25 protein-coding genes and 2 pseudogenes are annotated in these 21,160 nt (G+C 64.9%); 16 read left to right on the forward strand and 11 right to left on the reverse strand.

The window, feature by feature from the left end; translation table 11 throughout:
* Positions 1-372: 372 nt before the first annotated feature.
* From VUN84_07345 to VUN84_07355, 3 genes and pseudogenes are all read right to left on the reverse strand, one after another.
* Positions 373-1,769 (reverse strand): annotated as a pseudogene (locus VUN84_07345) (IS3 family transposase).
* Positions 1,770-2,013: 244 nt separating this feature from the next.
* Positions 2,014-2,406: an alpha/beta fold hydrolase gene (locus tag VUN84_07350; protein ID XAS65449.1), complete on the reverse strand. Its 393-nt coding sequence runs from the start codon at positions 2,404-2,406 to the stop codon at positions 2,014-2,016.
* A gap of 49 nt (positions 2,407-2,455) precedes the next feature.
* Positions 2,456-2,815 carry a hypothetical protein gene (locus VUN84_07355; protein XAS65450.1) on the reverse strand — a complete coding sequence of 120 codons (360 nt, stop codon included), beginning with the start codon at positions 2,813-2,815 and terminating at the stop codon, positions 2,456-2,458.
* A gap of 450 nt (positions 2,816-3,265) precedes the next feature.
* Here VUN84_07355 and VUN84_07360 point away from each other — a divergent pair, with 450 nt between their 5' ends.
* Positions 3,266-5,347 (forward strand): EAL domain-containing protein, encoded by a 2,082-nt coding sequence (locus VUN84_07360; GenBank protein XAS65451.1) that lies wholly within the window; start codon positions 3,266-3,268, stop codon positions 5,345-5,347.
* 394 nt (positions 5,348-5,741) lie between these two features.
* Here the strand turns inward: VUN84_07360 and VUN84_07365 are convergent, their stop codons facing one another.
* The 4 genes from VUN84_07365 to VUN84_07380 form a co-directional block, all read right to left on the reverse strand.
* Positions 5,742-6,341, reverse strand: a complete 600-nt coding sequence (locus VUN84_07365; protein XAS65452.1) for a hypothetical protein — start codon at positions 6,339-6,341, stop codon at positions 5,742-5,744.
* Between the two features lie 506 nt (positions 6,342-6,847).
* Positions 6,848-7,645: a PRC and DUF2382 domain-containing protein gene (locus VUN84_07370; GenBank protein ID XAS65453.1), complete on the reverse strand. Its 798-nt coding sequence runs from the start codon at positions 7,643-7,645 to the stop codon at positions 6,848-6,850.
* 170 nt (positions 7,646-7,815) lie between these two features.
* The gene (locus VUN84_07375) at positions 7,816-8,286 is read right to left on the reverse strand and encodes a MarR family transcriptional regulator (protein XAS65454.1); all 471 of its coding nucleotides are present in this window, start codon (positions 8,284-8,286) and stop codon (positions 7,816-7,818) included.
* Between the two features lie 98 nt (positions 8,287-8,384).
* Positions 8,385-9,146, reverse strand: a complete 762-nt coding sequence (locus VUN84_07380; GenBank protein ID XAS65455.1) for a hypothetical protein — start codon at positions 9,144-9,146, stop codon at positions 8,385-8,387.
* Between the two features lie 303 nt (positions 9,147-9,449).
* On the opposite strand from VUN84_07380, the gene VUN84_07385 reads away from it, so the two are divergent.
* From VUN84_07385 to VUN84_07455, 15 genes are all read left to right on the forward strand, one after another.
* Entirely contained in the window at positions 9,450-9,653 is a 204-nt protein-coding gene (locus VUN84_07385) for a hypothetical protein (protein XAS65456.1), read from the forward strand.
* Between the two features lie 7 nt (positions 9,654-9,660).
* Positions 9,661-9,903 carry a hypothetical protein gene (locus tag VUN84_07390; GenBank protein ID XAS65457.1) on the forward strand — a complete coding sequence of 81 codons (243 nt, stop codon included), beginning with the start codon at positions 9,661-9,663 and terminating at the stop codon, positions 9,901-9,903.
* Between the two features lie 192 nt (positions 9,904-10,095).
* Positions 10,096-10,542 carry an Asp23/Gls24 family envelope stress response protein gene (locus VUN84_07395; protein XAS65790.1) on the forward strand — a complete coding sequence of 149 codons (447 nt, stop codon included), beginning with the start codon at positions 10,096-10,098 and terminating at the stop codon, positions 10,540-10,542.
* Positions 10,539-10,730 (forward strand): DUF2273 domain-containing protein, encoded by a 192-nt coding sequence (locus VUN84_07400; protein XAS65458.1) that lies wholly within the window; start codon positions 10,539-10,541, stop codon positions 10,728-10,730. The genes VUN84_07395 and VUN84_07400 overlap by 4 nt, the downstream gene beginning before the upstream one ends.
* Positions 10,727-11,134, forward strand: a complete 408-nt coding sequence (locus VUN84_07405) for a hypothetical protein (protein XAS65459.1) — start codon at positions 10,727-10,729, stop codon at positions 11,132-11,134. Before VUN84_07400 ends, VUN84_07405 begins: the two co-directional genes overlap by 4 nt.
* Positions 11,131-11,712, forward strand: a complete 582-nt coding sequence (locus tag VUN84_07410) for a DUF6286 domain-containing protein (GenBank protein ID XAS65460.1) — start codon at positions 11,131-11,133, stop codon at positions 11,710-11,712. Before VUN84_07405 ends, VUN84_07410 begins: the two co-directional genes overlap by 4 nt.
* Positions 11,709-12,317 (forward strand): hypothetical protein, encoded by a 609-nt coding sequence (locus tag VUN84_07415; GenBank protein ID XAS65461.1) that lies wholly within the window; start codon positions 11,709-11,711, stop codon positions 12,315-12,317. Before VUN84_07410 ends, VUN84_07415 begins: the two co-directional genes overlap by 4 nt.
* Positions 12,318-12,394: 77 nt before the next feature.
* The gene (locus VUN84_07420) at positions 12,395-12,622 is read left to right on the forward strand and encodes a CsbD family protein (protein ID XAS65462.1); all 228 of its coding nucleotides are present in this window, start codon (positions 12,395-12,397) and stop codon (positions 12,620-12,622) included.
* A gap of 126 nt (positions 12,623-12,748) precedes the next feature.
* The gene (locus tag VUN84_07425) at positions 12,749-13,318 is read left to right on the forward strand and encodes an RNA polymerase sigma factor (protein XAS65463.1); all 570 of its coding nucleotides are present in this window, start codon (positions 12,749-12,751) and stop codon (positions 13,316-13,318) included.
* Positions 13,315-13,929: an Asp23/Gls24 family envelope stress response protein gene (locus VUN84_07430; protein ID XAS65464.1), complete on the forward strand. Its 615-nt coding sequence runs from the start codon at positions 13,315-13,317 to the stop codon at positions 13,927-13,929. Before VUN84_07425 ends, VUN84_07430 begins: the two co-directional genes overlap by 4 nt.
* Positions 13,904-14,263 carry a hypothetical protein gene (locus VUN84_07435; protein XAS65465.1) on the forward strand — a complete coding sequence of 120 codons (360 nt, stop codon included), beginning with the start codon at positions 13,904-13,906 and terminating at the stop codon, positions 14,261-14,263. The genes VUN84_07430 and VUN84_07435 overlap by 26 nt, the downstream gene beginning before the upstream one ends.
* A gap of 119 nt (positions 14,264-14,382) precedes the next feature.
* Entirely contained in the window at positions 14,383-15,012 is a 630-nt protein-coding gene (locus VUN84_07440) for a hypothetical protein (protein ID XAS65466.1), read from the forward strand.
* Positions 15,013-15,019: 7 nt separating this feature from the next.
* A complete protein-coding gene (locus tag VUN84_07445) occupies positions 15,020-15,310 on the forward strand; it encodes a hypothetical protein (protein XAS65467.1) in 291 nt (96 codons plus the stop codon).
* Between the two features lie 212 nt (positions 15,311-15,522).
* A complete protein-coding gene (locus VUN84_07450; protein ID XAS65468.1) occupies positions 15,523-15,702 on the forward strand; it encodes a DUF1508 domain-containing protein in 180 nt (59 codons plus the stop codon).
* A 113-nt stretch (positions 15,703-15,815) separates the two neighbouring features.
* A complete protein-coding gene (locus tag VUN84_07455; protein XAS65469.1) occupies positions 15,816-15,992 on the forward strand; it encodes a CsbD family protein in 177 nt (58 codons plus the stop codon).
* Positions 15,993-16,552: 560 nt separating this feature from the next.
* Here the strand turns inward: VUN84_07455 and VUN84_07460 are convergent.
* The 4 genes and pseudogenes from VUN84_07460 to tatC all read right to left on the reverse strand — a co-directional run bounded on the left by VUN84_07460 (position 16,553) and on the right by tatC (position 21,116).
* On the reverse strand, positions 16,553-18,400 hold the full coding sequence (locus tag VUN84_07460; GenBank protein ID XAS65470.1) for a glycoside hydrolase family 15 protein: 1,848 nt from the start codon (positions 18,398-18,400) through the stop codon (positions 16,553-16,555).
* A gap of 705 nt (positions 18,401-19,105) precedes the next feature.
* Positions 19,106-19,246, reverse strand: coding sequence for a hypothetical protein (locus tag VUN84_07465; GenBank protein ID XAS65471.1), 141 nt, complete (start codon positions 19,244-19,246; stop codon positions 19,106-19,108).
* A 572-nt stretch (positions 19,247-19,818) separates the two neighbouring features.
* Positions 19,819-19,995, reverse strand: coding sequence for a CsbD family protein (locus tag VUN84_07470; GenBank protein XAS65472.1), 177 nt, complete (start codon positions 19,993-19,995; stop codon positions 19,819-19,821).
* A 327-nt stretch (positions 19,996-20,322) separates the two neighbouring features.
* Positions 20,323-21,116, reverse strand: a pseudogene (gene tatC / locus VUN84_07475) (twin-arginine translocase subunit TatC).
* Between the last annotated feature and the right edge of the window lie 44 nt (positions 21,117-21,160).

Raw genomic sequence — 21,160 nt, forward strand, 5'->3', positions numbered from 1 at the left:
CCTCAGCACAGCCTCGCGGGAATCAGCGTGAGCGCTGGCATTTGTCCTGCCCCATGCGTAGTAAGTGAGCCGCACTTTTGCGGTTCCGGACCCGCGTGACGGCCCGGTGTACGGTGGTCGAGTATCAGCTGCTCCAGACCCCGGCCCTCTAACGCACCTAGCGGAACGAGCCGGCCAGGTCAGACACTCAATATGACTAATTTCTGTGGGAAGCAACCACCCCGGACACCGTCTCCGGCGTTCTGGAACGGGACTGCCTTTATGGCGTCTACGGCCGCCAGTGCGCCGACCCCGAGACCGTTGGTACGTGAGCTGGTACAAAACGTTCGTCTGCGCCCCGGAATTTGTCAAGGTGAATGAGGCCAGTGGGAGTTAGGCTGCGGCTTTGGTGTCGGTTTTCTCGGCTGGTTTGTTGATCCAGGCGCTGTCGGGGATGGTGATGATCTTGGGGTCGTTGTTGGTGGTGAATCGTTCGGGTGTTTTTGCCCGTGCGGCGGCAAGGGTTCTGGCGCGTTCAAGGGCTTTGCCGGCGGCCAGTCCGTAGTGCACGTCTGCCGGTGTGTTGAGGCCGATTCCGGTGTGGCAATGGGTGTGGTTATACCCGTCGACGAAGGAGCCCATGAAGGCCCTCGCGTCAGGCAGGGACCCGAAGCGTTCGGGGAATATGGGGGCGAACTTCAGCGATTTGAACCAAGCCTCACTGTACGGATTATCATTGCTGACGCGCGGACGGGAATGGGACCGGGTGATCTCCAGATCCGAGAGCAGCGCGGCGACTGTTTTGGACGTCATGGAGGTGCCACGGTCGGCGTGGACGATCTGCGGGATGCCGTGGATACCGAAGATCTCCTTCATCATTTCCACGGCCAGTTCCCCGGACTCGTGGGCATGGACGTAGGCGCCGACAATGTAGCGGGAATAGATGTCGATCATGACGTAGCAATCGTAGTATTTGCCCTTGATCGGGCCGGCGAGCTTGGTGATGTCCCACGAAAAAACTTGCCCAGGGCCGGTCGCGACCAGCTCCGGGACGGCCCGGGCCGGGTGGCGTGCCTGTCGGCGGCGTTCCTTGACCTGCCGGTTCTCCTCCAGAACGCGGTAGAACGTGGAGATTGAGCACAAATAGATGCCTTCATCCAGGAGCCGGGCATAAATCTGCACCGGCGGCAGATCGATGAAATCCTTCGAGTTCACGGTCGCCAGGATGTGAGCGCGCTCCGCCGCTGAGAGCTTATTTGCCGGTGCCGGGGCGGGCCGCGGGTCTTCCGCCGGGATTCGGACTTTGCGGGTCGCTGTGGCCCTGGGGACCCCGGCAATCACGGCTGCTTCCCTGGTTGGGATGTCCGCGCCGGTGAGGGCGGTGTAGGCAGACATCAGGGTTTCTTGTACCAGGACTGCTGCTCCGCGCTTTCGGAGATATCCTCCAAAAGCAGTCGTGCTTTTTCCATAATCGACAACGCAGCTTCAGTCCGTGCCAGCTTGCGTTCACTCACCTCCAGCTGCCGGCGTAGACGACCGATTTCCGCCTGTTCAGCAGTGGGCTTGCCGATCTTTTCCCCAGGCTTCTTGCCCTCCAGGATGCCGGCGTCGCGGAGCTTGCGCCACTCGGTGATTTGGGATGAATACAGGCCCTCGCGGCGCAGGTATGCCCCGCCTCCGGTGCCGTCGTCGCAGGCCCGTTGATACGCATCCAAGTGCGCCAATTTTTGTGCCGGAGTGAACGACCTTCGAGGGGACGGCCCACCGGCGCGGGGGCCAGAATTACTCATGGATCCATCTTCCCGCACCGGGGAAATCGTGGAGATAGACATTGGTGATGTTCCTGATTCTCGCCCTACAGATTAAGCGAAGTTGCTATGAGCCGCTGGCCTCATCCAACCCTGACGCGTAGGGCCCGCCCGAGCCGCCGCTCGATGCATCCCAAGACCTGGGCATCATCCCCAGCCGTCGCAGGTTCCACCTTTCTGAAGCCAACTCAACGTAAAATGATCCGCCCCGGCGCTCAGCGGCAGCTCAGCCGGTGCTAGCGAGGATCAGGCGCGCCGCTTCCGTTGGTTGGTCCCAGTGTGGGAAGTGACCGCAGTCTTCGAACCAGTGGAGTGTTGCATCCGGGAACAGTTTCGTGGCGCGCGCGGCCTCGCTGGGAGCGGTGACTTTGTCCTTCCGCCCCCATCCAATGACCATTTTGCCCTTGAGTGAGCCGGCTGGTGCGCCTTCCTGGTGGGGTCCGTGAATCAGCGCGTTGAGGGCCGGATCCAGACTGGTTGATGTCTTGAATCCGCGAAGCTCATGCAGGACCAGATCCTGCGGCAGCTTCCAGGGGTGGGCGGAGAACTGAGCCAACAGGGCCGTGCGGCCCACGGGGTTGCCCGGGAGGAAGGGGAGCGCCGGTTGAATGCGGCGCACCGGTGCGACGGATGCTTTGATGCTTGCACCAAAGATCGCTGCCTGGCGGTCATTCCGTGTGCATGCCCCCGTAGTAAAGGGACACCACGAGGGCGGCGGCGGCTGGATCATCGATGCCGATACCGGATATGGGAAAGGCCAGCCGTCCGTGCACAATGAGCAGAGCGAAGTTGACCGGGATGAAGGCGGCGTACACCCCGCAGCCGAACGCCGCCCAGGGACGGTCGGGTCCTTTGAGGCTGCGGTAGAGCGCGATCACCGCGGGGACTAGGAGTACGGTGGCGGCGAAAAACGTCTCGTCGGTCCAGGCCAGTGCCACCTCATGGGAGGAGCGCCACGCCAGGATCTCCGGGCCGGTCGCGGGCGGGTCGCCGGCGATGAATTCCAGGGCTGACTTCGTGAGGAACAAGGCTCCGCTTAGCACGAGCGAGATGCCACCGAGCCGGCGGTCAGTCAGGGCTCGTGTTCGAACCTGACTAACGGGTGGGCGTGACGCCGGATCGCCGCCACCCGGCTGGGTATGACTGCCATGCTCTTGTCAGAACTGACTACGGCCTCGGCCACCCTCAAGATTGCCTCCCCGCCAGCCCCAAAGATCCCGGCTCATCTCTCAGCGTAGTGGGGCTTGCAACCGCCGGTAGGGGCCCACGCCCCGACCCTTGCCCCCTGGCCCAGGGTCGCCACTGGGGATCGGCTTGGGCCGGCTGTGGGCTCACCGACCTCCACGCGGGGACACGATAGTTCCGGCACACAGCATGCAGCTGTTCGTCATGTGTGCCGTAGGCTGGCGGCCCTTCAACATTGGATGTGTCCGCGCCGACTTCCGAACCCCGGCGTGCGGCGCACCCGGGGGGACCAAATGATTGACCAGACACCTGCGCGCCAGCCGTCGGACCAGTGCGGCCCTGTACCGGCGCCGGTGCGGCCTGCCGGTATCGACACGGAAATCACTGCTGCGCAGTCCGGCGCCGATGCCCGCACAGCGGTGCGCGGCCGGGTGGCCACCGTGGTGCTGGTGCTGGTGCTGCTTGGGGTTAGCATCTTCGCCGTCTGGTCCTCACAGGCCACGTCCTCGGCGGCCCGTTCTGCTGATGAAGCGAGCACGTTGTCGGATTATTATGATCAGGCCGATCGTGCCGTCGCGGCGGCGGAATCTCTGGAACGCAAGTACCGGCTCGAGCCCGGTCCCGGGGTGCGGGCTAAATACGACGCCGCGGCCGCTGATCTGGTGAAGGCACTGGATCTCGTGAAAGAGAACGGGGACCAAGCCGACCGCGAGACGGAGTTCCGGCTTGATGCCGCGCACGAGTCCTATCTCGGATCAATAGGCCGCATGTTCGATGCTGTCGACAGGGGTGACACGCCGGCCGCCCTGAAAATCGACTCCGAAGAAGTCGACCCCAAGTTCGACGCCATTGCAGAGACCGTGCACGCGGCCGCTCAGAGTCGCCACGAGAACTCGGTGGCACACCTGGCACAGCTTCGGGAGTTGGAGGATCTGACCGGCTGGCTGACACCCTGGGTTTTCGTGCTCGGGCTGCTGATGGCCGCGGCGATGGCCGCCGTCACACGTGGCCATCGCCGGCTCCTGGACGCCGAACGGCGCCGGGCGTTGCACGACTCCCTGCATGATGCCCTGACCGGGCTGCCGAACCGCACCCTGCTCTTCGAACGCTGCCGCCAGGAGCTCTCTGCTGCCGAGCGCGGCGGCACGACGATCGGGCTGCTGCTGATCGATCTGGACCGGTTCAAGGAGATCAACGACACGTTCGGTCACCTCTACGGCGACGAGCTGTTGAAACAGGTCGGCACCAGGCTGCGTTTGGTACTGAACGTGACCCACACCATCGCCCGCCTGGGCGGGGACGAGTTCGCCGTCCTGCTCCCGGGCGTCACCGACGTCGGGGCGGCCACGGACATCGGAGCGAAGCTGCGGGACGCCCTCGAGGCGCCGTTCCTGATCGACGGGGTAGCCCTCGACGTCGAAGCCAGCATCGGCGTGGTGCTCTCCGGCGAGCACGGCACCGACCCGACGTTGCTGCTGCAGCGCGCTGACGTTGCCATGTATGTCGCCAAGGCCCAGGATCTCGGCGTCTTCGCCTACGACCCGGACGCGGACGGGCACAGCCCGGCCAAACTCGCCCTGCTCGGAGAGCTGCGCCGCGCCCTGACGGGCGACCAGCTCGTACTTCACTACCAGCCCAAGGTCAGCCTCGACAGCGGGGAAATCGTCGGGGCCGAGGCCCTGGTCCGGTGGCAACACCCCGACAGGGGGCTCATCTTCCCGGATGCCTTCATCCCGCTGGCAGAGCACACCGGCTTGATCGGCCCGCTGACCAGCCAGGTGCTGGACACCGCCCTCGCCCAGGCCAGGGTCTGGATGGACGACGGGCAGCCCCTGACTATGTCGGTCAACCTGTCGGCCCGCAGCCTGCTCGATGACGCCCTGCCGGGGCATGTTGCCGGTCTGCTCGCGTTGCACGGGGTGCCGGCCGGGCTGCTCGAGCTGGAGATCACCGAGAGCGCACTGATGGCTGACCCTGCCCGGGCCCAACGGCTGCTCGAGGCCCTCGCCGCGATGGGCGTCCGGCTGTCCATCGATGACTTCGGCGCAGGCTACACCAGCCTCGGCCAGCTCAAGGACCTGCCCGTTACCGAGATCAAAATTGACAAGTCATTCATCATCAATATGGGAACCGAGCCGAGCGATGGCCTGATTGCGCACAGCATCATCGACCTCGGCCACAGTCTGGGGTTGACTGTCCTGGCCGAGGGTGTGGAGTCCGCCGAGACGCTCAGGCAGCTGAGGAGGTTCGATTGCGACAATGTCCAGGGATATTACATCTGCCGCCCGGTGCCCGCAGCCGTATTCGATGCCTGGCGCGTCTCATATCTGACCAGCACGATGTTTCGTCCCGAGGAACCTGCGCCGGCCGAATAGCCGGTCTCAGGCAATAGGGATATCCGGCTAATGGATCCGGATCCGGCTTGAAGGCGGGGTGGTAGGTATGCCGCGGGAGCTGTTATTTTTCCAGTACCGCGAAGGTCAAGCCGACGGGACTGGGCATAGCTCACGCTCAGTGTGCTTGAACGACCCGTGACCACGGCAGGGGCCGCGGTCACGGGTCGTCTCGGGAACGGAGGGTCAGGGGCGGTTGGTCCCGCCGGTGCGTCCGGATCCGTTGTTTTTTGCTTTCCGGGCCCGCATGACACGACTGATGATGGCGGGCAGGAAGGCGAGGAGGATTTTCTTCATGGTGTGGTCCTGTTCTAGGGGTGCAGGTAGGGCGAGGATGAGACGACGGCCGGCCAGGGTCAGGGGTCCCGGGGAGTTGTTAGCGGTTGTTGAGGCCGGCTTTATCGACTTTGCGGTGGAACCGCATGCCCGCGAGGCCGCCCAGAACGGCGCCGCCGAGGGTGATGATGACGGCGGCGACCAGTACGAGGATGCCGCCGGTGCTTAGTTCATTTTCGTTGAGGGGAATCCGGGGGAAGCTGTTGAGGTTCGCGAGGATATTGAACCGGCTGCCGGCGATGGCCCCGGCGATGGCAACGATGATGGCAACGATGATGGCCCAAAGCCAGACGGCGATGCCCTGCTTGGCCCCGTCGAAGCGGGCCATCCGCCCGGCGACGTAGCCGCCGCAGTAGTAGGCCACGAACAGGACAACGGCCAACACGATCCCGCCGATGATGCTGACGGTCTGGGGGTCCCGGGACGCGGCCTGACCGGGATCGGTGCTGGTGGCCATTCCGATGCCTGCGCCGATGGCTGTACTGACTGCGGTGAGCAGGACGACCATACCGGTGGCGGTCAGCCAGCCGAAGAAGGCCGAGCCGAACTTCATGCCGCCGAATTGCTTCTTTTCTTCCGCCAGTACGGTCTCACGGCGGTTTTCCCGGACTTCTCCGGCGTCTTCGGGGGTTGAACTCATGATGGAATCCTGATTTTCGGGTGCGGCGCGGTGCGGTGTGGTGCGGTGTGGTGCCGGTTTGCCGGCGGCCTGGCGGGGGTCCCGTTGGATCGGGCTACCGTCGACAGGAGCCCGGATGCAGATAAGGTATATGGCTTTATGTCGGCGACGCGGCAGGTTGCAATGCCTCTGAGCTGTTCCGTGGCCAGATGGCGGCTTGTCAACGTTTCCTTCCAAGGGGCGGGGGCCGGGCAAGTATTACGCGGCACCGCTCTGTGGGAAGGATATTGTTTGCCGGTCTCGTCCGTCAGCGGGCGTCGCCGCCGACATGCACTCATCACCGGCTCCGGCGTTACCGGGTTCGCGTGGCCTGCGCGGACTTCAACCCGAGGGTGTTAGCGGTTCTTCTTGATGTCATTGCCGTCGGTGGTGATGTTGCTCGCAGAGGGGTTCTGTCCCGGGTACGGGACAGAACCCCTCTGCCGTAGGTTGAAGGCCGCCGTTACGCGGACGTCAACCCGAGGGTGTTAGCGGTTCTTCGGGGTGTCGTCGCCGTCGGTGGTGATTTGTTCCTTGCGGACTTCTTCGGTGACGGTCTGCTCGTCGGTGATGGTTTCCTTGCCCATGCGGACGCGTTCGACCGGGACGGTTTCCTTTGTCACGACCGGGCGTTCCTCGTGGAGGATCACTTCGTGTTCTTCCTCGCTGAGCTCGGGGCCGGCCATGGCGTCGCCGCGGTTCTCCTCGGTGATGGGTTCGCGTTCCAGGACGACCTCTTCGCGGCTGACCGGGACCGTGGTGGTGACGTTCTCGGTCACGACGTGCTTGCGCAGCCGCATCCGCCCGGCTTCGACCTTCTCGGTGCCGACGTTCAGGCGTTCCTCGGAGCGGGTCATGGCATCGTCGGTGGTCGGCCCGGAGGTGTCGTGCCCGACGGTGTCCCGGTCGGTGGATTCGTGGCCGGAGACGGTGTCCCGGTCCTGGAGTTCACCGGTTTTGGTGCCCGCGCCGCCGAGGTTGTAGTGGCGGTACAGCGCATCTTCCTCTTCCGGGGTGATGCTGCCGTCTGCTTCGACGCGGGGGGCGTCCTTGACCTGGTCCTTGGTGTAGGGGACGTTCAGATCGTTGCCTTTGAGGGAGGCTTCGGCGAGGGGCACGAAGGTCTCGGAGGTACCGAACATGCCCGTCTTGACCGTCGCGAAAGAGGGGTCCCCGCTCTGGTCATCGAGGTAGACCTGGCCGATGCTGCCGACTTTCTCTCCGTCGGAGGAGTAGACGGTGGTTTTCCCGGCGAGCAAGGTGTCGACGTCGTTGGTGCTGATCATTTTTTCTCCTGTTGATTGTGGCTTCGGGCGGGGCGCCTGAAGCCGTTTCTTCGCTGGATTAAACGATTGTGGGTGATTGGCCGGCCTCTCGGGCCTACAGGTAAGACGGGGCACGGACTGTAATCGTCACGCCCGCTGCCTGTGATCTGCGCCACAGGTACTGCCGGCTGTCAGGCCAGGTCGCCGTCGCGGATCAGTGCGGTGAGTTCCCGGTGCAGGGCTCCTGTGCGGAAGCGGGCCGGCAGCAGGCTGTGTTCGACCTCCTGTGCGGCCCGAAGTGCGTCCCGTCCGGGCTCGGTAATTTTCACCTGGTAGCTGCGCCGGTCTGTCGCGCTGCGGCACCGGCAGACAGAGCCGAAGGTTTCTATCCGGGCGAGTACCCGGCCCAGCGTCTGGCTCTGGACCCGGATGAGCGCGGCCAGGGCTTCCTGGGTCACAGGTCCGGCGTGGGCCAGGCCTTTGAGCGCGAGAACCCCGGCGTGGTTCAGCCCGACACGGGCCAGGGAGTAATCCCACCGCCGCTCTACGGAGCGGGCTGCCATGGACAGCAGCTGGTGGGTGGACCACCGGGGCCGCTCCGGAATCAGCGGGCCGTCGGGTTCGGGCGTGCGGGGTTCCGGGGTCCTGCCATTGGCTGCCACAGTGGATGTCCTTCGGTTGACTGCCGGCCGGGGGAGGGGAACTCCGCCCGTCCCGGTACGCCGGCCGGCAGGCCGGCGTACCGGGGGACAGGGGCGGGTTAGGAGCGGTGCGACCCGGCGCCCTTTGATGTATTGGCCGGCAGGTGCTGCTGCGCGGCGTCCTTGATCTGCTTGGTTGCCGGGGGGGCGTTCTGGGCCTGGGCCTTGATCCGGGGGGCCTCTTCTTCGGCTTTGTTCAGGTACTGCTCCCAGCGGGCTGACATCGGCTTGATCAGACCGCCGCCGACACCGACAACCAGGATCCCGACGATGGCCGCGAGCACGGCGATCAGGATCGGGGTGGTCACGGTGGTGGCGATATCAACCTGGTTCAGGGCCGCGATGATACCGATGCCGAGGATGAAGATGCTGGCGATGTTCGCCAGCGTTTTCCCGTAGGAGAGTCCGCCGAGGGATCCCTGGATGAGGGTCTTCACGGCGGCAGCGATCGCTGCGGAAATGATCACGATGATGATGGCCACCACGATGCGGGGCAGGAACGCGATGATCGAGGCGAGCAGGGTGGTGACCGGGTTGGGTCCGAAGACGCCGAACGCAAACTGGAGGACGAACAGCACCAGGGCGTAGTAAATGATTTTGGAGATGATGTCGCTGGCGTCGAGCGAGGAATTCGCCAGGGCCTTCTTGACACCGCCACGCTCCACAGCCCGGTCGAAACCGACCTTGTGCAGGAGCTTGGACAGTGCCTTGGAAATGGCCTTGGCAATCAGCAGTCCGATGATCAGGATGACCAGAAACAGGGCCAGCTTGGGGACGAAGTCCACGACGGTGGCCAGACCGGCCTTGAGTGTATCTTCCATTAATTTTCCTCAGGATCCAGGGTGGGGCGGTGCGAGCGGGAAGGAAAGTCTTCCGGGCAAACTAAACACGGCCTCCCCCACAAAAGCAAGCATGCTTAGTAATCGGCGTCCTGCCGCAGCATGATCCGGGCAACCCGCGAGCGACCGATGAAGGCCGGGCGCCGGGCGGGCGTTCACGGCCGCCGGAGGCGCGGCCCGGGGCGTACTGTGAAGGAAGTCACGGCCGCGCCGATATGTTGGCGTGGTCCGGGCGAGCGGAACCCTGCTCCCACGGCACAATGCCGGCAATTGGAAGGACATCCCATGACCGAAAACGACGCAAACCCGGTACCTGGCAGCGGTGAAAACGCGGCGGAAGCAGAGCGGAAGGCCCGCGGGACCGGATCTGACGGAACCATCCCGGTATCAGATGAGGGAATTTCGCTGACGACTACTGACGACGGGTCCAATTTCGACCCGGAAGAGGACGCCCCGGACGGGCCCGGCCAGGCCACGGCGGAGAAGTAGAGCCAGCGTGGCACCGGAACCCTTCGGCCCCCGCGAGGTTCCCTCGCTTCCAATCCGCGGTCCGGGCTTTTGGATTCCGGCGCTGGTTCTGCCTTTGCTGCTGTTGGCCGCCGCGGCTGCCATGTTCGTCCTCGGATCGGGCCTGGTCGCTGTCATTCTTGGCGGCGGACTGATGCTGGGAGCGGTATCGTCGCTGGTTTTCTTTGCCTCGGGCATTCGCCGACGTCGCCTCCGCAGGGCCCGGCACTGAATTGGCCCCGGCCAACCGCTCCCCAATATTGATGTGATACAGATCACGCCCGTGGTGGCGTGACGAACACCGGGCCGGGTGCGTCTTATTCACGTAGGCATCTAAGAGATGCACACCGGAACCTTGAATGACCATCTATTTTCAGGAGTGATTCTTTTGACGACTCAGCCCCAGAGCAAAACCCCCGCGGACCTGCGTCCCGGCTCCGCCCCCGTCCCGGCTAAAGCCGGTAAGGACGGCCGTGGAGCCACGACCATCGCCGATGGTGTGGTAGCGAAGATCGCCGGTATTGCGACCAAGGACATCGCAGGCGTTTATGCCCTCGGCGGCGGTGCGGCCCGAATGATGGGATCCCTGCGTGACGCGGTGGGCCAAAAGGATTTGACCCAGGGAGTCTCCGTCGAGGTCGGCCAGACCCAGGTCGCCGTCGACATCACCCTTGTCGTTGAGTATCCCCACCCGCTGCAGAAGGTCGCCGACGACGTCCGCGACGCTGTCTTCACCGCGGTCGAAGACCTGGTCGGCATGGAGGTCACCGAAGTCAATGTCACCGTGACCGACATCCACGTCGCCTCCGACGATGATGAGTCCGCGGACGAGAAGAACGCAGCAGCGACCCGCGAAGTGCGCGTCTCGTGAGCCCCACCGTTTCCGGCGTGGCGATCGGAGCGACCCTGGCGATCACAGCCCTGGTCTTCGGGTTCTGGGGATTCCTTCTCGTAGCCCTCTTCATGGCCATCGGAGCCGTCCTGGGCCGCACCGCTGAAGGCCGGCTCGATTTGACCGGGGTGTTCGATGCCCTGCGCGGCAAGCGCTCCTCCTCGTGAGCGCCGGGACCATTGCCCGTCCCGAAACCGCACCTGCGGCGCCGGTCACCGGGCGCCGTGCCGGCCACACCAGGATCACTTCGGCGGCGCTGCACCACACCGTCGAAGCGATCGCGGCGACGGCCTTCGGGGTTCCGGCCGGTGAGGTCAAGGCCCGTATCCATGATGATCAGGGACACTTGGCCGTCACCGTCGCGGTGGCGCTCACCGTGCCGTCCCTAACCGATGCGGCCCGGAACCCCGGCATCGTTGCGGCAACCGGCGGAACGCTCTATGAACGGGCCGAACAAGCCCGCACCAGGATCATCGACGACGCGTTGGACATTGCCGGGACCTCCGTAGCCCAGGTCGATATCCGCCTCACCGGCCTGCACCGGGGAGAAAAGGGGGGCACACTCCGATGAGCACCCAACTGTACATCCGTCGAATCGCCCGCCGGGAAACCAACCGGTCACGGGCGCTGGCGTCAATCATTACCGCGGTTGCACTGATCCTGGTGCTGCTCTGGCTGGGCACCGAAGCGGTGCTGGCCCTCACCGGGAACCCGGCGTTGTTGGTTTCACCGGATCAGGTCGGTCAATGGCTGGCCGGTCTGGCAACTGCTACGCTCCCGGCCGGACTCATCGCGGCCGGCATCGGCCTTGTTCTTGCCGGCCTCTTTTATCTGGTGCTTGCCTTGCGGGCCGGGCACCGGTCCCGCCACGTCCTGGCCAGTGACAGGGCAGCTGTCGTCGTCGATGACGAGGTTATTGCCGCGGCCGTGTCCCGGCAGGCCCGTACCGCTTCCGGTCTGGCCCCGGAACAGGTTTCCACCACCATAGGAAAACGCACTGTCGAAGTGCTGATCCATCCGAGCTCGGGGAACACCGCCGACGTGGCGGCCGCAGACGCCGCGGTCCGGGATGAAATTGACCGGTACGGGCTCTCCGCACCACCGCGGATCAAGGTCCGTACCAGCACGAAAGGAGCGTTGGGAGTATGAGCGGCACACCTCGCGGCCTGAATAGGCTGCTGCTGGGACTTTTCGGGCTTCTCCTGGCCGGCGCCGGCGTGCTCGTCGGCGCGGCCGGCCTGTATCCGGGCATCGCTGCGGGCTGGAACACTGCGGGAACCTCCCTGCGGGAAGACGCGTCGGCTGTGCTGGCCAGTGCGCCGATTCCCGGGACATCCACCAGTTGGTGGACGATCGCGGCCCTGGCGCTGGCCCTGATCATCATTGTCTTGCTGGTCGCCTGGATCGCATCCCAGGGTGGCGGGCGCACCAACCGGGTGGGACGCCGCGAGGATCCGGCCAAGAACGGGACCACTACCGTGGAAACCCCACTGGTCGCGGCTGCCGTCCGCGACGCTGTCAGCGGGGATGACCGGATCGTCTCCGCCTCTGTGAGCACCTGGAAAGTGAAACGCTCCGACGGACTTAAGCTGACTCTTCAGGGCCGCAAAGGCGTCTCTCCCAAAGAGCTGGCCGCCCGCGGGGAAGAGCTCATCAGGGGCCTCGATCATCTGCTCGGGGACCAGGGCCCGGTCCTGATACGCATCACCACCGGGTTGCGTTCCAGCCTTTCCGGTACCGACCGCGTCCGCTAACCCGCCAGCGAGTCCCACGCCGGCAACCCCGCACCCGCAACCGGAACAAAAACCACCCACTCACGAAAGGACACCCCATGGGTCTCGACGACAAAGCAGAATTCACCGCGCAGAACCACCTCGGCGCCGCCAAGGAAGATGCCGGGAAGATCACCGGTGACCGCGGACTCGAACGCGAAGGCCAGAAAGACCAGGCCGCCGCCGGCATGAAAGAAGCCGGCGAAAAAGCTAAAGACACCGCAGCCGGCATCGGCGAAAACATCAAGAATGCCGCCCGCAAGCTCAAAGAAGGCTTCAGCAAGTAACATGCTTCACCCACGGTCTCCCGCCCGCGGCCCCCATTCGCCGGGGCGGGAGACCGGAACCCCAGCCCCCGACAACGGTCGCGAACGGCCTGTCAGGTACCGGCCCCTACACCCAGAGGGAACATTTTGAGCGAACCCACGGCCCGTAAGGAAGCCCTCGCCGAGGCCAGCGATGACCTGCTCGCCCGGCGGGCCGGCGACGGAGACATGGAAGCCTTCGAAAACCTGGCGCGCAGGCACGGCACCATGATGCGCGCCTACGCCCGGCGCGTCCTTGGCTCGGTCGATGACGCGGACGACGTCGTTCAGGAAGCCCTCATCCAGGCCTGGAAGCAGATAGGTGGACTCCGGGACACGGCAGCCGTGCGACCCTGGCTGATGCGGATTACAGGCAACCGCGCCCTCGATCACCTGCGGCGCCGCAAGCCGCATACGAACATCTACCATCTTCCCCATCTTTCCGATCCCGCACCGGGTCCCGAAGCGGCCGCCCTGACCGGATCCCGGACACAGGCCCTGGAACAGGCACTGGCGGCCCTGCCGGAGGAACAGCGGCGATGTTGGATTTTGCGTGAACTCGGCGGGCAATCCTATGACGACATTGCCGAAGCCTTGAACATCAGCAAAGCGACCGTCCGCGGACGGCTTGCCCGGGCACGGACCACACTGGCGAAGGAACTGGAGGACTGGGGATGAACGACACGACCGACACCGGCTGCGGACGCACGATCGAAGACCTTAGCGACTACCTCGAAACCGGCAGCACCGAAGACCTGGACCACATCCGCGACTGCCCGCAGTGCCAGGCCGGCCTCGCCGCGTTGCGACGGCTGCAGAACGTGACACAGGACCTGCTTGCAGCCGACCTTGCCGACGCACACCAGGACGAGAGTCCCTGGCTGGAAAACATCCTCGCCAACCTGGACCTGGAGATCAAAGCGGGCCGCGATGTCCCACTCACCCCCGACCATCTCGAAGACCTCCTCTACCAGACGGAAGGCGCTCTCACGGGACTCGTGCGGTCCGTCGGGGACACCATCGACGGCATCATGATCGGCAAATCCCGCTTCATCGGGGACGTGACCGTCCCGGGCACGCCGGTCACCCTCGACGTGGACGTCTCGGCCCGCTACGGCTACCGGCTCCCGGACCTGGCCGAGACGCTGCGCCGGGAACTTGACACGGCCCTGGCCACTCACTCCGATCTCAACATCACCTTAGTGAACATCACCATCACCGAACTCCGGCCACCCTCCCCGCATGGATTGAAAGGACAGGACGATGACCGACTCGGCCCGACTTCGTAGCCTCATCCTGTCTCTGGACGGTGTCCACACCGTCTACCCGGCCGACCCCGCCTGGAAAACCACCGCCCGCCGGGTCCGGAACGCGCTGACCCCGGAGGACCGACCCACTGAACTGGAGTACGTACGCCTCCGCAGTGACACCACGTCACAGACTCTTATGGTCCGGGTCGGCGCCGACGGTACCGTCCCTACCACGCGCCTGGCACGCGCCATCGCGGCAGCCCTCCGCGCCGCCCTCGATGACGACCGTGCCCCCGGCCCCCTTAAGATCACCGTTGAAATCAGCTCCATCCGATACCCGCCGGCAACTCCTGGAACGGCACCGGCACCATGAGCCGGCCGCTCGTGTCAGCTCCCGCCGGCCCCGGAAGCGCACCGCGACGCCAACCCGCGGAAAGGCAGAGCGGCGGAACCTTCCTCCCGTCAGCGTATGCGCCCTCATCGGAAGAACCTATGGACCACCACCTCAACGCACGCCTCTGCCTGAACGCACTCCGCAGCACCGTCACCATCGATATCCGCGGCAGACTCACCAGCAACTCCCAGGAAACCCTCTCCGGAATCATCGACAGAATCCGGCAGCTGCGGGCCCGAACCAGTATCCATGTGCTCCTGTGCCACGCCGCGTTCGTGGACCCGGCCGCCCTCGCGGAACTCCGGACTGCTCCGTGCCCCACCGTGACCTATATACGCCGCAACACCGAAGGCGCCGCCCAGACCGTCACAGGCGCTGCCGCGTCGTCGCAAGTGACCCTGGCGGCAGCCAGCACAGGCGACGGACCCCGCACACCCCGACTGGTCCGTTCCAGCACTGATGACCTGCTGTCCGCCAGCGACTTTATCTTCGCGTGGCTCGACGACGAAAACGGATGCCCCGGAACGGACGTCCCCGAGATGATCGCCCGGTACGAGCTCATCGGCCAGGAGATATCAGCCCGGAACACCGACCCCTCGCCGCCCAACGTAAAGGGCAGGATCAGGCGCCGGCGTCCCGCGGCAACCCCCGCGCATCCTGAGCACCCTTCAGCTTCCGTGGTGCCGCCCTCCAGAATCCACGCTGACGCCAAAGCATCGCAGATCTGAGGAGTCGATGCTGACTTTCCACCTCACCTATGTCGCCACCCTACTCGTGGCCGGGCTGCTGGCCCTGGCCCTGGTTCTGGTATTCATCGTGCTGCTTCTGGTGGCAGTCGCGGCCCTCGCCCTGGGCAGGATTTCATCAGCCCTGCTTTCGATAGGGCGGAACCGAAGCCGTGAATGGGGCAACCACGATGGCAGGATCCGCAGCCGCCCGATGCCGGGGTGGGCCGCTGACGCCGGGGTGACGAAGTCCACCACCGGATCCCCGGCAAAGCAGGCCGCAGCGGGAACCGTCGTCTGAACCCGTTCATCGCAACCAGGCCAGTGTCCGTGATCCAATGTCAACGCTGGCTGCGCACGGGGCTGCCGCCGTCCTGACCTCCCCACTCGAAGTCTCGGACATCCTGCGACGGCCCGGCCACCATCGCGCTCCGGGTGGGGGGCACCGGCCCGGTACGCTGAGGTGGGGCTGGCCGCTGGGCCGGCCTGACACGACAGGGTAGGGAGTTCACTGTGGCAGGCAAGTACGAGGTTTACCAGGACAAGTCCGGCGGCTACCGGTTCCGGCTCAAGGCAGCCAACGGCGAAACCATCGCCTCCTCTGAAAGCTACACGGCCAAGGCTGGCGCTCTGGGCGGCATCGAATCCGTAAAGAAGAACGCAGACTCGCAAATCATCGACCTCACCACCTAATCCTTCGGCAGGCCGGCCGGGTGGCAGCACCGGGCACTGGCGAGCCCTTGCTAAGCAGGCTTATTATGTTGGGGCGGCCCAAATAGGCTGCCACCAATTCGAGGAGGGACAGCATGGGACTGGGCGACAAGATCGAGAACGCAGCACAGAAGGCCGGCGGTAAGGGCAAGGAAGCCGCCGGATCAGCCACCGGTGATGACAGCCTGAAAGCCGAAGGTCAGACCGACCAGGCCAAAGGCGACCTGAAGCAGGCCGGCGAAAAAGTCAAGGACGCCTTCAAAAAGGATTGATCCTCGACACCAGCTAATAGGTGCACTCCTGCGGGAGTGCACCTATCCGCTTACCCGCCGCTCTCCACTTCAGGCGGCAACATGATGCGTACCTCGTTGGGATGCTGACGCACCGGAACACTAGGGGCCTTCGTCGAGTTTTCGCATCAGTACGGTGCCACCCTGTCCTGCACAGCAAACCCCAAAATCGCCGTCTCATTCGCGGCCGCTTTTGCTGGCTGCAAAAATCGAATAAAGGGGAACTACACCCCGGGACGCAACTTCCAGCGGGCTCACCACCGCCCAGAGCAACCCGTTCACCATCAGCTAACGGCCGGCTGCCGACGCCACGACACCTGATCACTCCGGGACCACCGACCGACTCACGGTTTTGTTCACCGACGACGGGACCGCGAACTCCTGGACAACACTCCAGATAACGGGGCATCACGGTGAATATCGGCGTGGCGGTAGCAGTGTCGCAGGGGTGTTTCTTGCCGCGAGGGCTGCGGCAACCACGAGAACTACCAGTATTCCGAACTGAATCAACGCACGGCGCCGACGTCCGGGAACCGGACCCGTCACGGGGCGTCCCAGGCGCCGGCAGCAGGGAGCCGGTCTTTGTCCTCGGCCGTGCGGATGGCCCAGGCGGCGTTGACGAGGCCGATATGGCTGAAGGCCTGCGGGAAATTTCCGAGCAGCTCGCTGCTGGCCGGGGCGACCTCCTCGGCCAGCAGGCCCAGATCCGTGGCGAACCCAGCGGCCCGTTCGAAGACAGCGCGGGCCCGCCGGGTCTGCCCGGCCAAGGCGAGGGCATGGGCCAGCCAGAAGGTGCACAGCAGAAACGTTCCTTCCACTCCGGAGAGCCCGTCATCGGCCCGGTACCGGTACACCAGGCCCCGGTTGTCGGTGAGCCGATCGTCGATGGCCTCGATCGTTGCCAGCATCCGGGGATCATCGGCGGGCACGAATCCCACGATGGAGAGCATCAGTGCCGACGCATCCAGGTCCTCGGAGCCGTAGGCCTGGGTATAGGCGCCGGCTCTGGCGTTCCAGCCGTTCGCCCGGATCGAGCCGGCCAGTTGCGCCCGGGTCTGCACCCAGTGCGGAACCCGCGCTTCCGCATTCAGGAGGCCGGCGAGGCCGATGGCCCGGTCCACGGCCACCCAGCACATCAGCTTTGAATGAAGGTAGTGCCGGGGTGCGCCGCGGACCTCCCAGATGCCCTGATCCGTGGACTGCCAGCGCGACGCTGCAGCGTCGGCCGCATCGGCCAGGAAATGCCGCGTCCCGGGCTCCAGATCGTTCAGATACTCCGGGAGGGTCGCGGCGGCGTCGAGGAGTTCGCCGTAGACGTCGAGCTGGCGCTGGTCCCAGGCGCCGTTTCCCACCCGCACCGGGGCGCTGCCGCGCCAGCCCGGCAGGTGGGCCAGCACTCGTTCGGACAGGTCCCGTTCCCCGCCGATGCCGTACATGATCTGCAGCTCGCCGCCGTTGCTCAGCCGGCCGGCGGCAGCCGTCGCGAGGAACTGGAAAAACTTCCCAGCCTCGTCCGGACACGCAGCCACCCACAGCGCCTGCAGGGTCATGCTGGCGTCCCGGATCCAGGTATACCGGTAGTCCCAGTTCCGGGTGCCGCCGACGACCTCGGGCAGGGACGTCGTCGGGGCGGCGACGATCGCGCCGGTCGGATAGAACATCAGTGCCTGCAGGACCCTGCCGCTGGAAGCGACCAGGTCCTGCCACGGTCCGTCGTAGCTCTGGTGCATCTGCGACCAGCTCTCCCAGCCCGCCAGCGTGTCCTCCAGCCGGAGGGCGATGTCCTCCTGGTTCCAGAACACCGGCGGTACCCGCCCGGGATTTTGGTGGTGAAGGGCGAATCCCAAAACGTCTCCGGTCCGAAGGACTGGCTTCGCCCGCGCTTCACCACCCTCGAGGTCGAAGGCGACCTGGGTGGAAAAGGCCAGCACGTCGGCCCCGCCGCGGACCAGAAGGCCGCCGGGGGTTCCGTAGAGAAGAGGCCGGATCAGCCCGTAATCCGGCCGCGGCGTGAACATCACCTCCATCTCGACTTCACCGTCGATGCAGGCAACCTGCCGCAGCAATGTTCCGGGCGCCCCCGCCCCGAGTTCGTGGCCCCGGTTCCCATCTCCCAGGACCAGGGCATCGGTGACTGTCACGGTTCCGGCGGCCGTGGTGTGGACCGTTTCCAGCACCATCGTCGGCCCGAGGTACCGGCGACTCGAAGAGTGCGGGGCCGCAGGCCGGATCGACCAGTAGCCTGCGTCCTCGCCCAGGATCCGACCGAACACCGAGGGACTGTCAAAACGGGGAAAACACAGCCAGTCCACCGAACCCGCAGCGCTCACCAGCGCGGCGGAGCGGCAATCAGAGAGCATGCCATAGCTGGCGATGGGCTCACTGGTCATCGGTACACCCTGTCTGATTCATTCAGGACGGTCCAGAGCCTGGCACGGTGGAACGTCGGATACGTTCCCCTGGCTCTCATTAAGGACCCGCGGCCGGGGACGAGCAACATCAAAGTTCTTACATATCCCGAACGGCTTCCTCTATATACCGCAGTCAGGGCGCCGGTGCATATGGACGCAGAGCAGCCAGATCGGGGTTGGGGACCAGTTCGGCCGGAACCGGCATCACCTGTCGGTGGTGTCCGATAACGATCGTTACCGAACGCCGTGCAGCATAAGATCAGATATTTCACGAATTAGAAAGCCTGTGGGTAGACCCCGGTGGGTGTCTTCGGGTCAGTTGGTGGTTGCCGCGTGGAGGTTCAGGCTGGCGGAGAAGATGATCCAGGAAATGTACGGGAGTAACAACAGCCCTGCGGTCATGTCGTTAGGGCCGAAGCGGAGAACGGTCAGGCCCACTCCCAGGAACAGAGCGATATTGACGAAGAAAAGCCAGCCACAGGGCGGCGGTTCCGAGCATGGGATACATGCTGAAGAATGTCGGTGCCCAGGCCAAGTTCAAAGCCAGCTGGAGCCCGTAGGCTGACAAGGCGCCTCGGCGGGGGCCGACCGCTGGCGCCATATGAGCCAGGCGGCTACGACCATGGCCGTGTGGAGCACCGTCCAGACGGTCCCGAAGACCCACCCCAGTGGTCTCCAGAGCGCCTAGTTCGCTGTCGCGTACCAGCCGTGGGCGTTCGCGATGATCGCCAGGGAACCTAGGAACGACACCGCGTGGGATACGGCAGAGAACGCCAGTAACGCCGCGATCTGAGGGCCGGTGCCCGGCATTGGCTGCTCAGGCATGGGTTGTTCAGATTTCGCGGGCACAGGTAAACCTAGGGCAATTCCGGGGCGGCCGTCCACCCGGCCGCTACGCCGGGGACCAGGTGCCGCGTCCGGATGACGAGGCGATCCGCGCGGATTCAGCAGACGAGTTCGCCGCTGGACCTGGCCTCGCCCCGCCTTAGGCTGCACACACCATTGGCGCACCCGTGGCGCTCTTCATGCTCATCGCCGGGCGCCGGCTTCAGTGCCCGGACCGCTCCCGGACACGGGCCCTGGCCGGAGAGGAAGGCGCACATGCGCGATCGTGCCTGTGCGGGTACTGAACAGTACAACCAGGGCGCGGCTGCTGTTTGGTACCGAGACAACGGCCGGGTGTATCGGCAGCATCCTCTCGGACGAATCCTTTCTCGCGATATTCCTGGTTGTCGCAGGGTTCCCTGCGCCAGCAACGGCCTCCGGGACCTACTCCCGGCCGACGCCGCCCCGCCCCGGTCTGTCCGTCAGTAGAAGTTATTTCACACGGGTGCCTGCAGGCGAAAGCGCGGCAGTGGTGCGATCCCTCTGGCCGCACTTTCGTCCGACTGTATGTCTTAGTGCTTTTTGAAGGCGTCTTTGACTTTTTCGCCGGCCTGCTTCAGATCGGCTTTGACCTGGTGGCCTTTGCCTTCGGCCTTTAGCCTGTCGTTACCGGTGGCGTCGCCGGCGGTTTCTTTGCCCTTACCTTGGAGTTTCTCGGCGGCGTTGTGGATCTTGTCTCCCAAACCCATGGTGATTCTCCTTAGGTGGTGGCCGCCGGCAACGGAAATGCCGCGGAGGCCGATAGTCCATTGTAGGGACGACACCATCAGGAATGGGAGCGATGGACAATTGGATATCCACTGCCCAGCAGCCCGAACTGGCGGGCGTGGCCGGCCCCTGGGTCCGGGCCGGAGATTACCGCGGGCATTAGGGTGTGATTTCGGCGCTGGGGGGCAGGTCTGCTTCGGTGTTGGAACGGCCCTTCGAAGACAGAACATAGGTGAGGACCCGTTAGCAGCGCGGCTTCCGGCACTAGGCCGGGCAGACGGTGCGCGGCTGGGCCGGTGCGCCGGGGGCTAGAGATTCCCCAGTTCGGGGCCGGGAGTCCCCTGGTCCGCGATGGCTTCGGTCTCAGTGGCGCGTTTGATGGCCCGCTTGTTCCGGCGGCGGTCATTGAGCAGGCAGAGCCCGATGGCTGTGAAGAACAACACCAGCATGGGCACGGCCAGATAGAACATACTCGTTGCATCCGCGCCCGGCGCGGCCATGGCTGCGAACAGGCAGACCAGGAACACGGTGATCCGCCAGCTCTTGAGGAGTTGGGCTCCCTTGACCAGACCGGCCAGGTTCAGGCCGAACAGGACCACGGGCAGCAGGAACGCGATGCCGAAGGCCAGCAGCAGGCGCAGCACGAAGGAAAGGTAGATCTGGGCGCTGATGAAGTTGGAGCCCCCGGCGGGAGTGAAATCCGTCAATACCCGGACCGCGTTCGGTAGCACGAGCCAGGCCGGGCCACGCCGCCGAGGAACAACGGCACGGCCGCCGCGGCGAACGACAAGGCGATGCGGCGTTCCTTCTTATGCAGGCCCGGGACGATGAACGCCCAGAGCTGGTAGAGCCAGACGGGGCTGGCGAGGATCAGTCCCAGGAACACGGAGACCTGGATCAACAGGTCGAAGGAGCTCGCCACGCCGTCGAAATTCAGCGTTGCCTGCCGGCCCTCATGCTCGTTCAGGTCACGGATCGGCTTGATCAGCGCTGTAAGAAAGGGCTGATAGACGAGAAAGCCGACGACGGTTCCCAGCACCACGGCGATCGCGGCCTTGAACAGCCGGTTCCGCAGCTCTTTGAGGTGGTCCAGGAGCGCCATCCGCCCCTCGGGGTTGGACCGGCCGCTCTTACCGGCTGCCATGA

The sequence above is a fragment of the Micrococcaceae bacterium Sec5.8 genome, assembly GCA_039636775.1.
Classification (GTDB): Bacteria; Actinomycetota; Actinomycetes; order Actinomycetales; family Micrococcaceae; genus Arthrobacter.

Bases quoted from the DNA above. Each gene is read 5' to 3' on its own strand.
- VUN84_07360 (XAS65451.1), top strand. From the start codon at position 3,266: ATGATTGACCAGACACCTGCGCGCCAGCCGTCGGACCAGTGCGGCCCT.
- VUN84_07365 (XAS65452.1), bottom strand. From the start codon at position 6,341: ATGAGTTCAACCCCCGAAGACGCCGGAGAAGTCCGGGAAAACCGCCGT.
- VUN84_07370 (XAS65453.1), bottom strand. From the start codon at position 7,645: ATGATCAGCACCAACGACGTCGACACCTTGCTCGCCGGGAAAACCACC.
- VUN84_07380 (XAS65455.1), bottom strand. From the start codon at position 9,146: ATGGAAGATACACTCAAGGCCGGTCTGGCCACCGTCGTGGACTTCGTC.
- VUN84_07385 (XAS65456.1), top strand. From the start codon at position 9,450: ATGACCGAAAACGACGCAAACCCGGTACCTGGCAGCGGTGAAAACGCG.
- VUN84_07410 (XAS65460.1), top strand. From the start codon at position 11,131: ATGAGCACCCAACTGTACATCCGTCGAATCGCCCGCCGGGAAACCAAC.
- VUN84_07415 (XAS65461.1), top strand. From the start codon at position 11,709: ATGAGCGGCACACCTCGCGGCCTGAATAGGCTGCTGCTGGGACTTTTC.
- VUN84_07420 (XAS65462.1), top strand. From the start codon at position 12,395: ATGGGTCTCGACGACAAAGCAGAATTCACCGCGCAGAACCACCTCGGC.
- VUN84_07430 (XAS65464.1), top strand. From the start codon at position 13,315: ATGAACGACACGACCGACACCGGCTGCGGACGCACGATCGAAGACCTT.
- VUN84_07435 (XAS65465.1), top strand. From the start codon at position 13,904: ATGACCGACTCGGCCCGACTTCGTAGCCTCATCCTGTCTCTGGACGGT.
- VUN84_07440 (XAS65466.1), top strand. From the start codon at position 14,383: ATGGACCACCACCTCAACGCACGCCTCTGCCTGAACGCACTCCGCAGC.
- VUN84_07445 (XAS65467.1), top strand. From the start codon at position 15,020: ATGCTGACTTTCCACCTCACCTATGTCGCCACCCTACTCGTGGCCGGG.
- VUN84_07455 (XAS65469.1), top strand. From the start codon at position 15,816: ATGGGACTGGGCGACAAGATCGAGAACGCAGCACAGAAGGCCGGCGGT.
- VUN84_07460 (XAS65470.1), bottom strand. From the start codon at position 18,400: ATGACCAGTGAGCCCATCGCCAGCTATGGCATGCTCTCTGATTGCCGC.
- VUN84_07465 (XAS65471.1), bottom strand. From the start codon at position 19,246: ATGCCTGAGCAGCCAATGCCGGGCACCGGCCCTCAGATCGCGGCGTTA.
- VUN84_07470 (XAS65472.1), bottom strand. From the start codon at position 19,995: ATGGGTTTGGGAGACAAGATCCACAACGCCGCCGAGAAACTCCAAGGT.